The sequence below is a fragment of the Pantoea anthophila genome, from assembly GCF_026104315.1.
Taxonomy (GTDB): domain Bacteria; phylum Pseudomonadota; class Gammaproteobacteria; order Enterobacterales; family Enterobacteriaceae; genus Pantoea; species Pantoea anthophila.
The window spans coordinates 1,420,616-1,437,891 of sequence record NZ_CP110473.1; the positions used below are offsets into that span (position 1 = coordinate 1,420,616).

General features: G+C 48.5%; 15 protein-coding genes. 5 read left to right on the top strand and 10 right to left on the bottom strand.

The genetic code is table 11. The features are described from left to right. The 5 genes from OJ965_RS09105 to OJ965_RS09125 all read left to right on the top strand — a co-directional run bounded on the left by OJ965_RS09105 (position 1) and on the right by OJ965_RS09125 (position 7,886). Complete coding sequence (locus tag OJ965_RS09105; protein WP_265138913.1) at positions 1-1,896, top strand: hypothetical protein; 1,896 nt, start codon at positions 1-3, stop codon at positions 1,894-1,896. 63 nt (positions 1,897-1,959) lie between these two features. Then, positions 1,960-3,150 carry a rhamnosyltransferase WsaF family glycosyltransferase gene (locus tag OJ965_RS09110; RefSeq protein ID WP_265138915.1) on the top strand — a complete coding sequence of 397 codons (1,191 nt, stop codon included), beginning with the start codon at positions 1,960-1,962 and terminating at the stop codon, positions 3,148-3,150. Between the two features lie 8 nt (positions 3,151-3,158). Further along, positions 3,159-5,180 (top strand): hypothetical protein, encoded by a 2,022-nt coding sequence (locus tag OJ965_RS09115; RefSeq protein WP_265138917.1) that lies wholly within the window; start codon positions 3,159-3,161, stop codon positions 5,178-5,180. Between the two features lie 107 nt (positions 5,181-5,287). After that, the gene (gndA, locus tag OJ965_RS09120; protein WP_009089298.1) at positions 5,288-6,697 is read left to right on the top strand and encodes an NADP-dependent phosphogluconate dehydrogenase; all 1,410 of its coding nucleotides are present in this window, start codon (positions 5,288-5,290) and stop codon (positions 6,695-6,697) included. Positions 6,698-6,818: 121 nt separating this feature from the next. Beyond that, the gene (locus OJ965_RS09125; RefSeq protein WP_154927645.1) at positions 6,819-7,886 is read left to right on the top strand and encodes an acyltransferase family protein; all 1,068 of its coding nucleotides are present in this window, start codon (positions 6,819-6,821) and stop codon (positions 7,884-7,886) included. Positions 7,887-8,291: 405 nt separating this feature from the next. Here OJ965_RS09125 and OJ965_RS09130 read toward each other — a convergent pair whose 3' ends face one another. The 10 genes from OJ965_RS09130 to hisD all read right to left on the bottom strand — a co-directional run bounded on the left by OJ965_RS09130 (position 8,292) and on the right by hisD (position 17,276). Then, entirely contained in the window at positions 8,292-9,590 is a 1,299-nt protein-coding gene (locus OJ965_RS09130) for a succinylglutamate desuccinylase/aspartoacylase family protein (protein ID WP_265138920.1), read from the bottom strand. A gap of 105 nt (positions 9,591-9,695) precedes the next feature. Further along, positions 9,696-10,487, bottom strand: a complete 792-nt coding sequence (locus OJ965_RS09135; RefSeq protein WP_154927647.1) for an ABC transporter substrate-binding protein — start codon at positions 10,485-10,487, stop codon at positions 9,696-9,698. A gap of 66 nt (positions 10,488-10,553) precedes the next feature. Then, positions 10,554-11,030, bottom strand: coding sequence for a YbaK/prolyl-tRNA synthetase associated domain-containing protein (locus OJ965_RS09140; protein WP_058956675.1), 477 nt, complete (start codon positions 11,028-11,030; stop codon positions 10,554-10,556). A gap of 114 nt (positions 11,031-11,144) precedes the next feature. After that, positions 11,145-11,756 carry a bifunctional phosphoribosyl-AMP cyclohydrolase/phosphoribosyl-ATP diphosphatase HisIE gene (gene hisIE, locus OJ965_RS09145; protein WP_009089305.1) on the bottom strand — a complete coding sequence of 204 codons (612 nt, stop codon included), beginning with the start codon at positions 11,754-11,756 and terminating at the stop codon, positions 11,145-11,147. Further along, the gene (hisF, locus tag OJ965_RS09150) at positions 11,750-12,526 is read right to left on the bottom strand and encodes an imidazole glycerol phosphate synthase subunit HisF (protein ID WP_265138923.1); all 777 of its coding nucleotides are present in this window, start codon (positions 12,524-12,526) and stop codon (positions 11,750-11,752) included. Before hisF ends, hisIE begins: the two co-directional genes overlap by 7 nt. Beyond that, positions 12,508-13,245 (bottom strand): 1-(5-phosphoribosyl)-5-[(5-phosphoribosylamino)methylideneamino]imidazole-4-carboxamide isomerase, encoded by a 738-nt coding sequence (gene hisA, locus OJ965_RS09155; RefSeq protein ID WP_265138925.1) that lies wholly within the window; start codon positions 13,243-13,245, stop codon positions 12,508-12,510. Before hisA ends, hisF begins: the two co-directional genes overlap by 19 nt. Then, a complete protein-coding gene (gene hisH, locus OJ965_RS09160) occupies positions 13,245-13,835 on the bottom strand; it encodes an imidazole glycerol phosphate synthase subunit HisH (RefSeq protein ID WP_111208232.1) in 591 nt (196 codons plus the stop codon). The genes hisA and hisH overlap by 1 nt, the downstream gene beginning before the upstream one ends. Beyond that, positions 13,835-14,902, bottom strand: a complete 1,068-nt coding sequence (gene hisB / locus OJ965_RS09165; protein WP_009089312.1) for a bifunctional histidinol-phosphatase/imidazoleglycerol-phosphate dehydratase HisB — start codon at positions 14,900-14,902, stop codon at positions 13,835-13,837. Before hisB ends, hisH begins: the two co-directional genes overlap by 1 nt. Beyond that, positions 14,899-15,975 (bottom strand): histidinol-phosphate transaminase, encoded by a 1,077-nt coding sequence (gene hisC / locus OJ965_RS09170; RefSeq protein ID WP_265138927.1) that lies wholly within the window; start codon positions 15,973-15,975, stop codon positions 14,899-14,901. Before hisC ends, hisB begins: the two co-directional genes overlap by 4 nt. Then, complete coding sequence (gene hisD / locus OJ965_RS09175; protein ID WP_265138929.1) at positions 15,972-17,276, bottom strand: histidinol dehydrogenase; 1,305 nt, start codon at positions 17,274-17,276, stop codon at positions 15,972-15,974. The genes hisC and hisD overlap by 4 nt, the downstream gene beginning before the upstream one ends.

The following is a 17,276-nucleotide window of genomic DNA, read 5'->3' on the forward strand; positions in this document are numbered from 1 at the left end:
ATGTTAAGCGCTGAATTCATTGATAAAGTTTATGGTGTTGGTAGCTATATATTAATTAATTGCAAAAGTGAATTCACGAATTATTTTTTATCTATGAGTTATCGTGTCGCACATATTGAATCGCTAACCAGCGCTCCAGTTTTGTTAGATGATTTTTATGACTATATGATAATACACTGTGACGATGCTATAGATGAGACCATAATCAGTGAGGATATTCTTAAGCTAATAATTAAGCAAAAAAATTTAAAAAATTTGTTAATTATAAGCGAATGCAGGCAAGATGAGACGCACGAAATTGAAAGGCTTTGTAATCTTCTAAATATTTCCGGTTTTGGCTATGACCAAATTTTGTCTGCTCACTTAAATGAAAAAATAGATGAGTTCAGATATTTTCCTTTAGTTAAAGTAGATAAACACTCAGACATTGCCGGTTTGATCTCTATCGAAAAAGGATTAGAAGAGCTAACAAAATATGTCAGACCAAACGAAAATGTTTGTATTATTCACGAGGAAAGTAGATTTCTGGCAGACTTAATAAGCCGATTTTCTTCAGTTAAAGGAGTCAAGGCATTCAAGGATTGTCAATCCTTTTTCAAGAGTACTAAAATACTTGATGAAATTTATAATAGAGACGGTCAAAAAAAGAAATTTTACTATGATTGTATTCTATTACTTGATCAAAAAAATAAAATATATAGTCTCGACTCATTAAAGATTTTCGCTGAGAACTTAAGTCCAGGTGGCAGAATAATCTTTAAAGCCGATAGTTTTGATGGTTTCAAAGAAGATGATTTTTTTGAAATTGAAGTTGTATATTCTCGTGAGGCTGTAAATACAAATAATTGTGGCTGTGAAATAATTACATCAGGCCTTGATGGGTACTATGTTGTTATGAAAAGCCCTCTGATCGATTATGAACGATTTAAATATATCGAGAAATCATATAGTTATAGTTATCCGCCTAAACACTTACTTATGTTTGAAAGGGATTATATTAACCCGTGGCTTGTTAAGGCTATGGTTGAGTTTCCTACCAGAAATAGAAACAAATTAGCATTAAAAAGGTATGCTAACAGAATCGTAAAGTTGTTTGATAATAAAAGTCCAGATTACGCAGCAGCAGCTGCTATCATTGGTTACCAGGCAATGACTGAGAAATCCGATGAGTCTTTTGCTTTGGAAAATATTAATGCATTTATCAGAGCTGTAAATATTATAAAAAAGAAGTCTGCACATCAGGTAAGATGGCTTATCTCTCTTTCCGTATTAGCAGCGGAGTTATTAAAACTCCAAAATAAAACCAGTGAAGCGTTAGGATTTTATCAGCAGGCATTGTGTTATGACTTTCATAATTTCAGCCCAACTATAGGCACTAAGTTGCTTCAGGCATATTATAATGTCGCGTTAATTTTGTATACTTCAGGGGATGCCAGCGCTAGTTTTAGATATTTATCAGAAGCGCTCGAGAAAGGAATTGAAATACTTAATGTTTCTTACAAAGAGTTATTAGGTAATAAAGAAAAACCTCTTGTTTTTACCTTGTTTATCTATCATGACATTCTGGATTGGATAATAAAAATTGCAAATCTAAAAAACCACTTAGGGAAAAATGATCATCTTATTCCAATGCTGAATAGTCAAACCTGGTCTGCTTTACTTAAGGATCGTATGGATGCCATTCAGAATATGAGTGCTATGATTAGTGAAAGGGATGAGGCGATAAATGCGCAGGGGAAAATGTTAGAGGAACGAATGGATGCTCTAAATGAACTGGAACTAATAATTTCTTCTCAAAAAGAGATAATTGACGAAAGATGGAATGCGATGCAGGAAATGGAACAGATGATTATTGAGAGAGACAATACAATTTCCGAGCTGAAAAAAATGATTTAATCATGTAAGAACAGTAACAATTACTTATCAAAATCTATCTATTTATTAGGTCATATATTTATTATGTCTACCATCTCATGGTTTATCCCAAGCTTAATAAAAGGTTCAGGCGGACACCGCACTATTCTTCAGCATGCAGCTTATCTTGAAAGTAAAGGGCATAAGTGCATCATATATCTCGAAGATGAACATGGTATAGGCAACGCAGCTGAAAAAATATCATCTCTCTTTAATATGCATTTCACGCATGTTTTTTATGGCTGGAAAAATGCTACTTTTTCGGATGTGGCTATTGCTACTGTCTGGTATTCGTCTGCTTTTGTCGCGTCACTACCTTTTGAGTGTAAAAAGGTTTATTTAGTTCAGGACTATGAAGCATGGTTCAATCCTATGGGCGATGCTTATTTAATGGCAGAAAATTCATACCAATATGGACTTACACCCATCACTATCGGCCGTTGGTTGAGGCATACATTAAAAGAAAAGTTCAATGTAGATAGCTATCATTTCGAATTCGGTGCTAATTTAAATATATACAAAAAAAATAGTTCATCACAAAAAGAAAAAGCTATTTGTTTTATTTATCAACCTGATAAGCCTCGACGCTGTTCCAGAATTGGGTTAGAAGCACTTGGTATTGTTAAGCATAGAATTCCAGATGTAAAAATTTACCTCTATGGTTCTGATGCGAAAGATAATGTGTGGTTTGAGCATGAAAATGTAGGATTAATTGGCCTGGATGAGTGCAACGATTTATATAACAGATGTACAGTAGGTTTATGCCTGAGTTCTTCTAATCCTTCACGTATTCCATTTGAGATGATGGCATCCGGCTTGCCAGTCGTTGAAATGTGGCGTGATAATAATTTATATGACTTGCCTGATTCTTCAGTATTACTTGCTAAACAAACACCTGAAAGTTTAGCTGCAGCATTAATCCTATTATTAGAAGATCCTGCTCGCTGCAAAATCATGTCTGAATCCGGTATCGAATTTATGAGCTCACGAAATCTTTCTGTTGAAACAGAGCAATTCAGTAGTGCGCTTGAAAATATTTTATCTGGAGGAAGTTTAAATTCAGATCATATTGAAAAAATGTATAAAGGTGATTTAGTGGAAGCTGCGATAACGCGTCAGGCTACACTAGCTGCATTACATATTGTAAAACCCTCAAAGCTTAAAAAATTAGCCATGTTGCTTCCAGTCGGTGTGCAAGCTCATCTTAGAAAAATCTATCGGATTATTAAAAGGTAAACCAGATAATGAAATTAAAATTAAAAACTGTTGACGTCTGGGATACTCTTTTAAGAAGAAAGTGTCACCCTGATTTAATAAAACTTGCAACGGCAAAATATTTTTATTATAAACACATCACTTTACATGGTGTTTCAGATATCAATGAGCTTTTTAGAAAAAGAATAGAGATTGAAAGGGAAATAGGTCAATCAAATAGTGCGGTTGGTTTTGATGATGAATACTTGTTTGAAGATGTGATTTTTAGTTGGTGTAAGTATTTCTTATCCGATTTAACTGATGTTGAGTTAAAGCAATATAGTGATGAAATTTGCAAATATGAATTTGATTTGGAGATGTCTTTAACGACTCCAGATGAAAATATTGTGTCGCTTTTGAATGAGCATCCATCGGATCGCACTATTTTCCTTTCGGACTTTTACATGTCTAAAGAGAGATTACAGCAATTAATATTTAAAAATAATCTCGCTATGCATGTTTCTGACGGAATTTCATCAGCGGATATCAAGCTTAATAAAAGGTCGGGTAGATTATTCGACTACGTAAAAAAAGAGTTTGAGCTCAGTTCTGGTGAGTGGCTTCATATCGGCGACAACGAATGGTCTGATGTAACCCAGCCCGAGAAAAGGGGCATTAAGTGCCTTCATTACTTACCTGAAGTTGCACATAAAACAAGAATTGAACATGAAAGCGGTTTTCATGATAGAAACAAAATTTATGAAAGGCTCCTTCAATCAATTAAAAATTCAGCCCCAAATAGTGAAATCAATAACCCTGTTTATAATTTTGGCATCAAGGTGTCACCTTTTATCCTGGGTTATGTCTTCTTTATTCTGGAGAAAGCCTTAGAGACCAGTTGTAAAAAAATTTACTTCTTTACTCGAGAAGGTGAATTTTTTATTCAGGCTTTTCATTTGGTAATGTCAAAGTTGAAAATAGACTATCCTGATGTTTATTTTCCTGAATATGATATTTTGGAAGTAAGTCGATTGGCTACTTTCTCAGCATCGATTTCAGAAGTTACAACTAATGAAATGATGAGGATATGGAACCTTTATTCCTCGCAATCTATGACGGCTTTCTTCAAAACCTTAAATATAGAAGATGCTGGCTTAAAGGAATTATTAATTAAATATGATATTCAAGCGGACGAGGTTGTTCGTTATCCATGGCAGGATGTAAGAGTACAGTCTCTGTTTGAGGATGAGAATTTTAAGAGCATTATTTTATGCCACAGAAATCTTAAAAGAAAACTTTTATTATCCTATCTGCATAACAAAGGTCTTGACAATAATATCGAGAATGTGTGTGTTGTTGATGTCGGCTGGAGAGGTACTATACAGGATAATATTGCTCTTTGCCTGCCAAATGTTAGTTTTCATGGTGTTTATTTAGGGCTGGCTAAGTTTTTAAATTCTCAGCCTTCAAACTCTATAAAATATGCGTATGGTCCTGATCTGAACAATTCTGCAGAGTTGCCTCATTATCTTGATTCTGTAGCCCCTATCGAAATGATAACCAATTCACCATCCGGAAGTGTTATTGGCTACATTGATTCCGAGAATGTAGTGCAAGCAATAAGGAAAATAGATGAAGGTGAAAATAAAGCCTGGGAATTGTTCACTAAAGAATTTCAGAAGGGGATTTTGTTTTCTATCGATAAGTGGAAGGATGATCCTTCTTTCCATTTATTGACAAGTAATGAATTGCGCCCAATTGCCCTGAAAATCTGGGGGGATTTAATAACTGGGGGTAACGAATCTTTAAATGATGCTTTCACTCAACTAAATCATAATGAAACTTTTGGATTAGGGGGGTATGTTGCAAAAAATAAAACCCCAACGCTTACGGATATCTTAAATTCTATTTTTGACAGAGATAAGAGGCGTGAGCTTATTGATTTCATCGTTGCTAATCAGTGGAGCGATGGAGTCAGGAGGAAAAAGGATGTTTCTCTGATTAATCGCCAGGTTCTCGCAATTCTAATAGATTTGGCTGTGCTATATAAGAGAAAAGTCAAGCGACGCTAGTATTTATGTGTACCTGGTAATTTGTGCTTATTTGTGCAGTGTTCGTTGAGTTTTATTACACGAGATGTTAGAAAGATATTAGTGATTTCATTAGACAGGAGTAAGTAATGTCCAAGCAACAGATCGGCGTTGTAGGTATGGCAGTGATGGGCCGCAACCTGGCTCTTAACATTGAGAGCCGCGGTTACACTGTTTCAATCTTCAACCGTTCACGCGAAAAGACTGATGAAGTCATCGCTGAGAACCCGGGCAAGAAACTTGCTCCTTTTTACACCGTTGAAGAGTTTGTCGAATCGCTGGAAAAACCTCGTCGTATCCTGCTGATGGTTCAGGCGGGTGAAGCGACCGATAAGACTATCGCCTCTTTGACTCCACACCTGGATAAAGGCGACATTCTGATTGATGGTGGTAACACCTTCTACAAAGATACTATCCGTCGTAACAAAGAGCTGTCTGACCAAGGCTTCAACTTCATCGGTACCGGTGTTTCCGGCGGGGAAGAGGGCGCACTGAAAGGCCCATCTATAATGCCTGGTGGCCAGAAAGAAGCGTATGAGCTGGTTGCGCCAATCCTGGATAAGATTGCAGCACGCGCTGAAGATGGCGAAGCCTGTGTGGCTTACATCGGTCCTAATGGCGCGGGTCACTATGTGAAGATGGTTCACAACGGTATCGAATATGGCGACATGCAGCTGATTGCTGAAGCTTACGCACTGCTGAAAGGTGCGCTGGGTCTTAGCAATGAAGAGCTGGCTGAAACCTTCACCGACTGGAACAACGGCGAGCTGAGCAGCTACCTGATCGACATCACCAAAGATATCTTCACCAAGAAAGATGAAGACGGTAAATACCTGGTTGATGTGATTCTGGATGAAGCCGCGAACAAAGGCACCGGTAAGTGGACCAGCCAGAGCTCGCTGGATCTCGGCGAACCTCTGTCCCTGATCACCGAATCTGTCTTCGCGCGTTATCTTTCTTCGCTGAAAACCCAGCGTGTCGCGGCGTCTAAAGTCCTGAGCGGTCCACAGGCGCAGGCCTTCACCGGCGACAAAGCTGAGTTTATCGAGAAAGTTCGTCGTGCTCTCTACCTGGGTAAAATCGTCTCTTATGCGCAAGGCTTCTCACAGCTGCGTGCGGCATCAGAAGAGAACAACTGGGATCTGCACTATGGAGAAATCGCGAAGATTTTCCGTGCTGGCTGCATCATCCGTGCCCAGTTCCTGCAGAAGATCACTGATGCTTATGAAGCAGACGCGGGTATTGCTAACCTGCTGCTGGCGCCTTACTTCAAAGATATCGCGGATCAGTATCAGCAGGCGCTGCGTGATGTCGTTTCTTACGCCATCCAGAATGGTATCCCGACGCCGACCTTCTCGGCAGCGATTGCTTACTACGATAGCTATCGTTCAGAAGTCCTGCCTGCTAACCTGATTCAGGCGCAGCGTGACTACTTCGGTGCCCATACTTACAAGCGCATTGATAAAGACGGTGTGTTCCATACTGAGTGGTTAGATTAGTAAATTTAAGCTATTAAGATCAAAGCCCACTGTACCGCAGTGGGTTTTTTTTTAGCAATTACTTTACTTAATCTTAAGTATAAATTAATATTTTGATAACACGGTGCTTTTATATGAAAAAATGAAAAACTCTAACCACAGAATTGAAGCTTTAGACGGACTAAGATTTATCGCTTTCCTTATGGTAATGTTTTACCATTACTTATTCATTGCTCCGTTACAAAAGTTCATACCGATAGATTATACGGTGGAAGCTTTTTCTTTTGGAGAGTATGGCGTAGACCTTTTCTTTCTTATTAGCGGCTTTGTAATAACTCTATCTTCAGAAAACAGAAGCGTCAAACAGTTCCTAATCGCCAGATTCAATAGGATTGTACCACTTTTTATTATTTGCGCTGTTATAATATTTTTGTTTAGCATAAGCTTGCCCATGATTAATATTAAGGAAAGGGCAGTTTCATTATTGTATAGCCTATCTTTTTTTCCAGGGTTATTCGGAAAGGAATATTTTAGTGCAGTTTACTGGACAATAACAATCGAAGTGACATTTTATTTGCTCGTTGCACTTTTAATGACTTTGAATATATGGAATAAAAACAGAATTCTTATTTGTTTTGTTTGGATCTTCATTTCTTACGCAAACGAATTTTTCTTTGAAAACCATCTTCTTTCCAGTTTATTGATAACCCAGTATGCTGGGCATTTTATAATTGGTATAGTGCTATTTGAAATCAGGTCTTCTTTGATTAGACCTGTACACTTACTGACTATTTTATTAGCAAGCGTACTGGTTTATAATAACATGGTCAGGCATCAACTTTGGATTGATGGTTTTAACGTGCATTTTGATCATGCTTCGTTACTATTAACCTGCTTTTTTTTAATTGCTCTTGTATGGATAAGTTCGAATATTTCTACATTGGGTAATTATTATCCAGCAGTCAGAGTCTTGGGTGCAATGACATATCCTCTGTACTTAATTCATGCAGACTTGGGTTTCTGGTCTCATGCAATCTTTGAACGTAAGTGGTGGTGGAAATATGCTTTTCTCAAACACCATGTTGGTTATTATTCTATGATATTTATTGCTATTTTTTTGGTTTTTACTATTTCGTTCTTTTTGGTTAAGTTTGTAGAGCCACAAATCCAAAAAAAGTTAAAAAAAATATGGGCTTTTAAAAAATCATAATAGTATTACCTCTGAATTTTAAGTTATATTTTGAATAGGATGTAAAGCACGATCTATATATTGTGCTTTTACTCTTTTGGTTTATCGTCATTAACCGGGTTTTTATTTTCTGCTTTTTGTTGGTATTAAAAAATCCGTGAGTGTTTTGTTTTCTTACGTATAGCCTAAATCATACAATGCTTTTTATTAAACAGTGATAAGCTTGCAAGATTTGCAATCGTCAGATATGCCATTTTTCTTTAATTCGAATTGTCACTCAATTAGTAAGCATGAAAGGTTTTGAATAAATAATATTCTGAGAATTGAAGCTTTTATTTACTTTAGCTCAGGTGAAAATAAGCATACAATCAAACAATGAGCCAAAAGTTTGATTGATATGCTTATACCAAATTCTGTATTTTTATTTTATCCCACCAGCAAATCCCCGCTGCGAATCTCTTTCTCTCCCGCCAGCCTCACCACCAGCATACCTGCCGTGGCAAACCTCACCCAGTGCCGTGCATACAGAATACCGCCATGCTCCGCCACCAGCGGGGTGATGTGGTCCGTCAGTGGATCGACAATCTCAGCCACCACTTCTCCCGGACGAATCTCTGCGCCCAGCGGTTTACGATGCAGAATCAATCCTGACACCGGCGAGTGAATATATTCACAGCCAGCCAGAGGTGTCGGCGGGTTTTTCAGGGCTGGGGAGGAGGCCGCGGAACCCTCACTATGGCGTTCTTTGATCACGCCTGCTTCTCCCGGCGCTTCAGCCGCATCGGGTACGGTTAAACCGATGGGGCCGTCATTGATGGCCACCACATCATCTCCGCCTGCGCTCGCCGGGACCAGCTCATCACCGCCAATAACGGGTGCGGCCACTTCCACCGAAATCGAAGGTTCGCTGTAGCCGATATAGCCCCCCTCCTGCAACGCTGAAATAATGGCATCCGCATCCTTTTCCGCCTGCTCAGGCGAGACATCACGAACGCCTCTCAACTCCAGCGTCACCGGCAGCAGCCCGCGTGGCATCGGATACGCTTTGCCAAACCGCTCCGCCAGCGTCAGCCAGGGTTCGCAGCAGGCTTCATCAAAGGGTTCGCCGCCGGAGATTTGCGCCAGCAACTGCACTTCACTGCCCAGCCAGCGTGCCAGCGGCTCAATATCCGGCCACGCATGCGGGGTGGTGTAGAGATGCGGTACGGCTTCCCAGTCGCAGTGCAGGTCAATCATCAGATCGGCCTGGCTGGCCATTCGCATCAGCGTGTAGCGCTGTGCATCGAGTTCGGTCTTAGGGACGGTATCGCGGTAGTGGCGATCGATCGCCTCGCGGATCAGGCTTCTGTTCTGCGATTCACTCTGGGTCAGGCTCTCAGCCAGCCCGGCCGCCAGGGTGGTGCCCAGTGAGGGGAAACGGCGATTAAAATCCTGACCGGAGAGGGTATGAAAACGTCCGAGGTGAGTACCGTGCCAGTGCTGGCCCAGTGCCAGAGGATTGGCAACCGGCACCAGCGTAAAGGCGGCTTTGAGTTGCCCGGCGGATTCCAGCGCCTGCAGCCGCTGCTTCAGGAACCACGCCACCGCCATCCCCGGCAGTTCATCGCCGTGTAATGCCGCCTGGATATAGACCTGACGCTCATGCTCCTGAGCAAAGTGAAAGCTGATGATTTCACGCTGGGTGCCTAAAGAGGCGCTTAACAGTGGATGATGTTGTTGATGCATACCGTGTTAATGTCCTTTAATCGGCAAAGGACGACAGCGCGCCGTCCCGAAAAGGTTAGAGTATAGTGCCGGATCGCGGTGAGGACGAAAATGGGGCCCGCGACACTACTGCTGAATAGAGATATCCGTGGCGAAGTAGCGCTTCTGAATCTCATCAAAGGTGCCGTTCTTTTTGATGTCGGCAAAGGCGTTATCCAGCGCGGTTTTCAGCTCAGTATCACCTTTGCGCAGGCCAATCGCCGTGCCGGGGCCGATGATCGGATCCTGAATAATCGGACCGGCCAGCTCAAACTCTTTGCCCTGTGGCTGTTTGAGGAATCCGATAGCGGCCTGTGCCGCATCGGTAAAGACCGCGTCCAGCCGGCCTGAAACCAGATCGCTTTCTACCTGTGCCTGATCGCCATAAGGGACGACGGTCACACCATGAGGCTGCCATTTCGCCAGGGCATAGCGCTCCTGAACCGTTCCCTGTTGCACGCCGACCGTTTTCCCTTTCAGCGATTCAACGGTGGGCAGTATGCCTGCGCCTTTACGGGCAATCAGTTGCGTATGGGTGTCGTAGAGCGGGACGGTGAAGTCAATCTGCTTCAGGCGCTCTTCCGTGATGCCCATGTCTGACAGGATGGCATCAAACTTACGTGCTTTCAGCGCGGGGATCATGCCGTCAAACTGGCTTTCGACCCAGACGCATTTCGCCTGCATCTGTTTGCAGAGTGCGTTGCCCAGATCAATGTCAAAGCCGACCAGCTTGCCCTGGGGCGTTTTCGATTCAAATGGCGGATAGGTCGGGTCGACCGCGAAACGCACCTGTTCAATTTTTGCCTGCGCGCCAAATGCACAGCCTGCCAGAAGGGTGAGAGCCAGCGTCTGACGCAGGCGTTGCGTGAAAATGTTCATGATTTTGCTCTTATTCTGTCGTGATGAGTGATTATGCAGAGTATCGCCGGGCTGCCGGGATGGCAATTATTGCGTTATCTCTATCACGTCAGCCTTGCACAGCGCCCGGTAGTCTTCGGTGTTCAGGATCACTGAGCGCTCCAGCAGACCGGCGTTAAATGCGATCTCCGGATAACGTTCAAACAGCGCGGGGTCCACAATCAGTCGGAGGTCGGGATGAAAGCTGAACGGCGGTATCGCCCCGAATACGCAGCCGGTCAGTTGGTCGGTTTCTGCCGGACTGGCCAGTGACGCGCGTCGTCCGCCCACCGCGTCGGCAACCTTATTCAGATCGGCCTGCCGATCGGCGGGTAACACGGCCAGCACATGCTGTTTAACGCCGTTGCCTTTGACATGACAGACCAGCGCTTTCGCGCCCTGACCGATTTCGGTGCCGCGTATTGCCGCGACGGCTTCACATTTACCGGTCGCCTCATGCTCCATCAGGCGATAGCGCGCCTGATGCTGGTCGAGAAGGGCGATTAACTTTTCATGGGTGGTCATGGTCTTCTCCCGGGTAGATGGGCGGTGTTCACGAAGGGGGAGCGGTGCAGGATGTGAGAAGAATCCTGCTCAGAATCCGCATAAAAACGGTATTCTGAGCAGTATGTTGCACATTTACTGATGGCGGTCGCGCAGGTTATTGATCACCGTGCTGAAGTCGAGATCCTGATCCTGCAACAGCACCATCAGATGATAGACCAGGTCTGAGGCTTCATTGGTGAGCTCATGCCGGTCGTTGACGGTTGCCGCCAGCGCGGTTTCCACCCCTTCTTCACCCACTTTCTGCGCGATACGCTTGGTGCCGCTGGCGTAGAGGCGGGCGGTGTAAGAGCTCTCCGGATCGGCTGTTTTGCGCGAAGCGAGCAGCTGCTCCAGCTGGTAAAGGAAGGTCCACTCCGGTGCCGCGGGGGAGAAGCAGCTGCTGGTGCCCAGATGGCAGGTCGGGCCAATCGGATTGGCCAGGATCAGCAGCGTGTCGTTGTCGCAGTCTGGCGTAATGCTGACCACCTGCAGAAAGTTGCCGGAGGTTTCACCTTTGGTCCACAAACGGTTTTTGGTACGGGAGAAAAAGGTGACGTTGCCTTCAGCCAGCGTTTTTTCCAGTGCCGCCGGATTCATGTAGCCATGCATCAGGACTTCGCCTGAGACATTGTGCTGCACGATGACCGGCATCATGCCTTCTGTTTTGTCCCAGTCGAGCTGAGCCTGTTGTTGTTCGGTTAGCACGCGCGAATCTCCACTCCGTTGTCGATCAGGAAGCTCTTCAGCTCACCGATATTAATAATCTGCTTATGGAATACCGAGGCGGCCAGCGCCCCATCAACATTGGCTTCGGTAAAGGCTTCCAGGAAGTGCTGCATCGTACCTGCGCCGCCAGAGGCGATCAGCGGCACCTTGCAGACATCCCGCATTTTCTTCAGCTGCACCAGGTCATAGCCATTACGCACGCCATCCTGATTCATCATGTTCAGCACGATTTCACCCGCGCCCAGCTTCTGCACTTCCTGCACCCACTCCAGCGTTTCCCACTGGGTCAGGCGGGTGCGCGCTTCGTCACCGGTGTACTGATTAACCTGATATTTGCCGCTGCTCTCATCGAACCAGGTGTCGATCCCGACCACAATACACTGCACGCCGAAACGATCCGCGAGGCGGGTGATCAGCGTCGGGTCAGCCAGCGCCGGTGAGTTGATCGAAATCTTATCCGCACCAAATTCCAGGATACGCGCCGCGTCTTCGGGGGTTTTGATACCGCCCGCCACGCAGAACGGAATATCGATCACTTCCGCTACCCGCGACACCCAGCTCTTGTCTACGACCCGGCCATCGGAGGAGGCGGTGATGTCGTAGAACACCAGTTCGTCGGCCCCTTCGGCGGCGTAGCGCTGGGCCAGCGGCACGATGTCACCGATGATCTCGTGATTACGAAACTGTACGCCTTTGACCACCTGGCCGTCACGCACATCAAGGCAGGGAATTATCCGTTTTGCCAGCATGAGATCGCCTCCGAAACAGTGAATTTATCTTCCAGCAGCGCACGACCGACAATGACGCCCTGAACACCGCTGCCGCGCAGGGCGGCGATATCATTAAGTTCGCCAATGCCGCCAGAGGACTGGAAGGCGATGGACGGGAAGCGTGCGGTCACTTCCTGATAGAGGGCGACGTTGGAGCCACTGAGGGTGCCGTCACGGGAGATATCCGTGCAGAGCACGTGCTTCAGTCCCACCTGCTGGAAATCGGTAATCACCTCTTCCAGCGTCACGCCTGCCGCTTCCTGCCAGCCGCTGATGGCCACTTCTTTACGGTTACTGGCGTCGATACGCACATCCAGCGCCAGCACGATCGCCTCAGCGCCAAACTCGGCAAACCACCGTTTGACCTCTTCCGGCTGTTTAATGGCGGTGGAACCCACCACCACACGACTGGCACCGGCTTCCAGCAGGGCGTGCACATCGTCACGGCTGCGGATGCCTCCACCGACCTGCACCGTCACATCCACCCCTTCCAGCAGGGTTTTCAGCAGGGAGATCTGACGCTTCGCCGGATCTTTCGCGCCGGTCAAATCCACCAGATGCAGAACGGTTGCGCCCTGACGAACGTAATCCTGCAGACGCGGCAGCGGGTCACTGCCGTAATCGCGCTGCTGCCCATAATCGCCCTGATGCAGACGAACGACTTTACCGTCGATTAAATCTAACGCGGGGATAATCATTACATCTCCAGGAAATTTTTCAGCAACTGTGCGCCCGCTTTGCCCGAACGCTCCGGGTGGAACTGGACGCCGAAGAAGTTATCCTTCTGCACCGCTGCGGTGAAGGCTTCGCCGTAGTGACACTGTGCGATGGTGCTGGCGTTGACCGGCATGGCGTAGCTGTGAACAAAGTAGAAATAGCTGCCATCGTCGATGCCGCGGAACAGGTGATTGCCCGCCTGCGCGGTAATCTGGTTCCAGCCCATGTGCGGCAGCGGCAGACCCTGCGTGTCCATCAACGAAACCGGTTCATCAATAATGCCCAGCGTCGGCACACCGCCGTTTTCATCGCTGCCGCGTCCCAGCAACTGCATCCCCAGACAGATCCCCAGCACCGGCTGGGTACAGGCTTTCACCAGATCGATCAGGTCACGCTCTTCCAGCTGCGTCATCGCCGCCTTCGCGGTGCCAACGCCCGGCAGAAACAGTTTGTCAGCGCGCAGGACCACATCAGGATCGCGGCTGACTTCCGGGCGGTAGCCCAGACGTTCAATCGCCCATTTCACTGATGAGAGGTTGGCGCAGCCGGTATCCATGATCACCACGTTCATCACAGCACTCCTTTCGAGCTCGGCAGGGTATTACCCTCTACGCGAATCGCCTGGCGCAGCGTACGACCAAAGGCTTTGAACAGGCTCTCGACACGGTGATGGTCGTTCTTGCCTTTGGTTTTGAGATGCAGGGTGCTCATCATGGCGTAAGAGAGCGAGCTGAAGAAGTGCTCGACCATCTCGGTGCTGAGGTCACCCACACGCTGGTAGTTGAACTCGGCTTTGAACTCGATGTGCGGACGGCCGGAGATATCGAGCGCACAGCGCGCCAGGCATTCGTCCATCGGCAGCACGAAGCCAAAACGGCCAATACCGCGTTTGTCGCCCAGTGCTTTCAGCAGCGCTTCCCCCAGGGCCAGACCGGTATCTTCCACCGTGTGATGATCGTCAATATAGAGATCGCCTTTCACTTCAATGTGCATGCGGAAACCGCCGTGCACCGCAATCTGATCCAGCATGTGGTCGAAGAAGCCCACGCCGGTATTGATCTTACTGCCGCCTTCGCGGTCCAGCCACAGTTCAACCCGAACCTGCGTCTCTTTGGTGTTGCGCTGCACCAGCGCATGACGATCGCGCTGGGTCAGGCGTTGCTGGATGGTCTGCCAGCTCTGGCCATCTGCGCCGTAGCGGATAGCCTGAATGCCCATGTTCTCCGCCAGCTGAACGTCGGTCAGGCGATCGCCGATGACGTAGCTGTTGGCGGTATCGAGCGCGCCTTCCGCCAGCCAGGCTTCCACCATTCTGGTTTTCGGCTTGCGGCAGTCGCAGTGGTCGTCTGGCATATGCGGGCAAATCAGCACATCATCAAACGCGATACCCTGTGAGGTCAGCACCTGCATCATCAGATTGTGCGGGCCATCGAAGTCCGCCTGTGGGAAACTGGCGGTGCCCAGACCATCCTGATTGGTGATCATCACCAGCCGATAACCGGCGGCCTGCAGCGCCAGCAGCGCCGGGATAACGTCTGGCTCAAACGCCAGCTTATCCAGTCGGTCAACCTGATAATCCTCAGGCGGCTCAGAGATGAGGGTGCCATCGCGGTCAATAAAAAGGGTCTTCTGGCTCATGCTTGCTCCACAGAAAAGGCTTGCAGCGCGGCGATCACTCGTTCGCACTCTTCACGCGTGCCGATGGAGATGCGCAGGCATCCCGACAGGCCTGGGTTTTTGTTTTGATCACGCAGGATAATGCCCTGATCCCATAAGGTTTTAAAGACTTTAGGCGAATCGGTAAAGCGCGCCAGCACATAGTTGGTTTCACTGGGGAAAACCTGCTCCACGCAGCTGAGCTGAGCCAGTGCATCCAGCAGCCAGCCGCGACTGGCATTCAGCTGCGCCACATGCTCACGCATCAGGGCGATACCCTGCTCGCTGAGTGCCTGACCCGCAACGTCGGCCACGGGCGTCGCCAGCGGGTAGGGGGCAATGACCTTCATCAGCAGGTCGATCACCGGCTTATTCGCCAGCGCAAAACCACAACGCAGGCCTGCCAGCGCAAAGGCTTTCGAGAGCGTACGCAGGATCACCAGATGCGGATAATCCTTAAGCCATCCGGTCAGGGTCGCCTGCGGGCAGAACTCAATATAGGCCTCATCGGCCACGACCAGCGCTTTTCCGGCGGTCATCGCCAGCAGCTGACGGATATCCTCCTGATTGATCAGGTTACCGGTCGGGTTGTTGGGGCTGCAGAGATAAACGACTTTAACGCCTTCCAGCTGCTCTGCAATCGCGGGCAGGTTCAGCTGCCAGCCGTCCAGCGCGGGAGCGGTGCGGTATTCGATGCCGATGGTTTCGGCGCTGACGCTGTACATGCCATAGGTCGGTGGACAGAACAGAATCGCATCCTGACCCGGCTCACAGAAGGCGCGCATGATCAGTTCAATGGCTTCATCCGCGCCGCGGCTCACCAGCACCTGCTCGGGGGTTAAGCCTGCGTAGGCGGCGTAGCGCTCAATCACGATTTTCGGCTGACACTCGGGATAGCGGTTCAGCGTCTGCTGCGACAGCTCAAACGGCACCGGCAGCGGAAACTCGTTGGCGTTAAGCCAGACATCGCCGTTACCACCCAGACGACGCGCCGACATATAGGGGGTCAGCGCGCGCACATTGGCGCGCGCCAGCTGCTCAATATCCTTACTCATGCTTGCTCCTTCAGTGCGGCAACGCGCAGGGTGACGGCATTCCTGTGGGCATCCAACTGCTCAGCGGCGGCCAGGGTTTCAATCGTCGCGGCCAGGTTCAGGAAACCCTGCGGCGTCAGCTCCTGCACCGTCATGCGTCTCTGAAAATCGGCCAGTCCCAGGCTGGAACAGGTCGCGGTGTAACCGTAAGTTGGCAGGACGTGGTTAGTGCCTGACGCGTAATCCCCCGCCGACTCCGGTGACCAGTCGCCCAGGAAGACGGAACCGGCGCTGGTGATGGTGTCCACCAGATCGCGCGGCTGACGGGTCTGCAGAATCAGGTGCTCCGGGCCGTAGAGGTTAGAAATCGCCACGCACTCTTCAAGGTCCCGCGCCACGATCAGGCGACTGCTCTCCAGCGCCTGACGGGCGGTGGCCGCACGCGGAAGCTGTGCCAGCTGCTGTTCAACCGCGTCCGCAACTGCCTCAGCCAGCTTCAGGGAAGGCGTCAGCAGAATCACCTGTGAATCAGGGCCGTGTTCCGCCTGTGAAAGCAGATCAGAGGCGACAAACGCGGGCGTCGCCCCCTCATCGGCGATCACCAGCACTTCTGAGGGGCCTGCCGGCATATCGATTGCCGCGCCATCCAGGCGCTGACTCACCTGACGTTTTGCCTCGGTGACCCACGCGTTGCCCGGACCAAAAATTTTGTCCACGCGCGGCACCGTTTCCGTGCCGAAAGCCATGGCGGCGATAGCCTGCGCGCCGCCCACCTGAAAGACCTCTTCAACACCACACAGCTGCGCGGCATAAAGGATCTCATCGGCAATCGGCGGAGGTGAACAGAGCACCACGCGCCCGCATCCGGCGATGCGTGCCGGGGTTGCCAGCATCAGCACGGTTGAGAAGAGCGGGGCGGAACCGCCGGGGATATAGAGCCCGACCGATTTCACCGGACGGGTAATCTGCTGGCAGCGCACGCCGGGCTGTGTTTCCACATCCACGGGCGGCAGGATCTGGGCATTGTGGAAGGTTTCAATATTCTTCACCGCCACAGCCATCGCCTGCTTCAGCGCGTCACTCAGACGGGCGCTGGCTTCTGCGATTTGCTGCGGGGTCACGCGCAGCTGGTCAACCTGCGCCTTGTCGAACCGGGCGCTGAACTGGCGCAGCGCCTCATCACCACCGGACTTTACCTGCTCCAGGACGTCGCGCACCGTCTGTGTGACGTTGTCAGAGGCGGCAATCGCAGGACGTAACAGCAGCGCCTGCTGCTGTTCCGGGGTGCACTGCTGCCATTCAATCGGGGTAGAAAAGGCCAT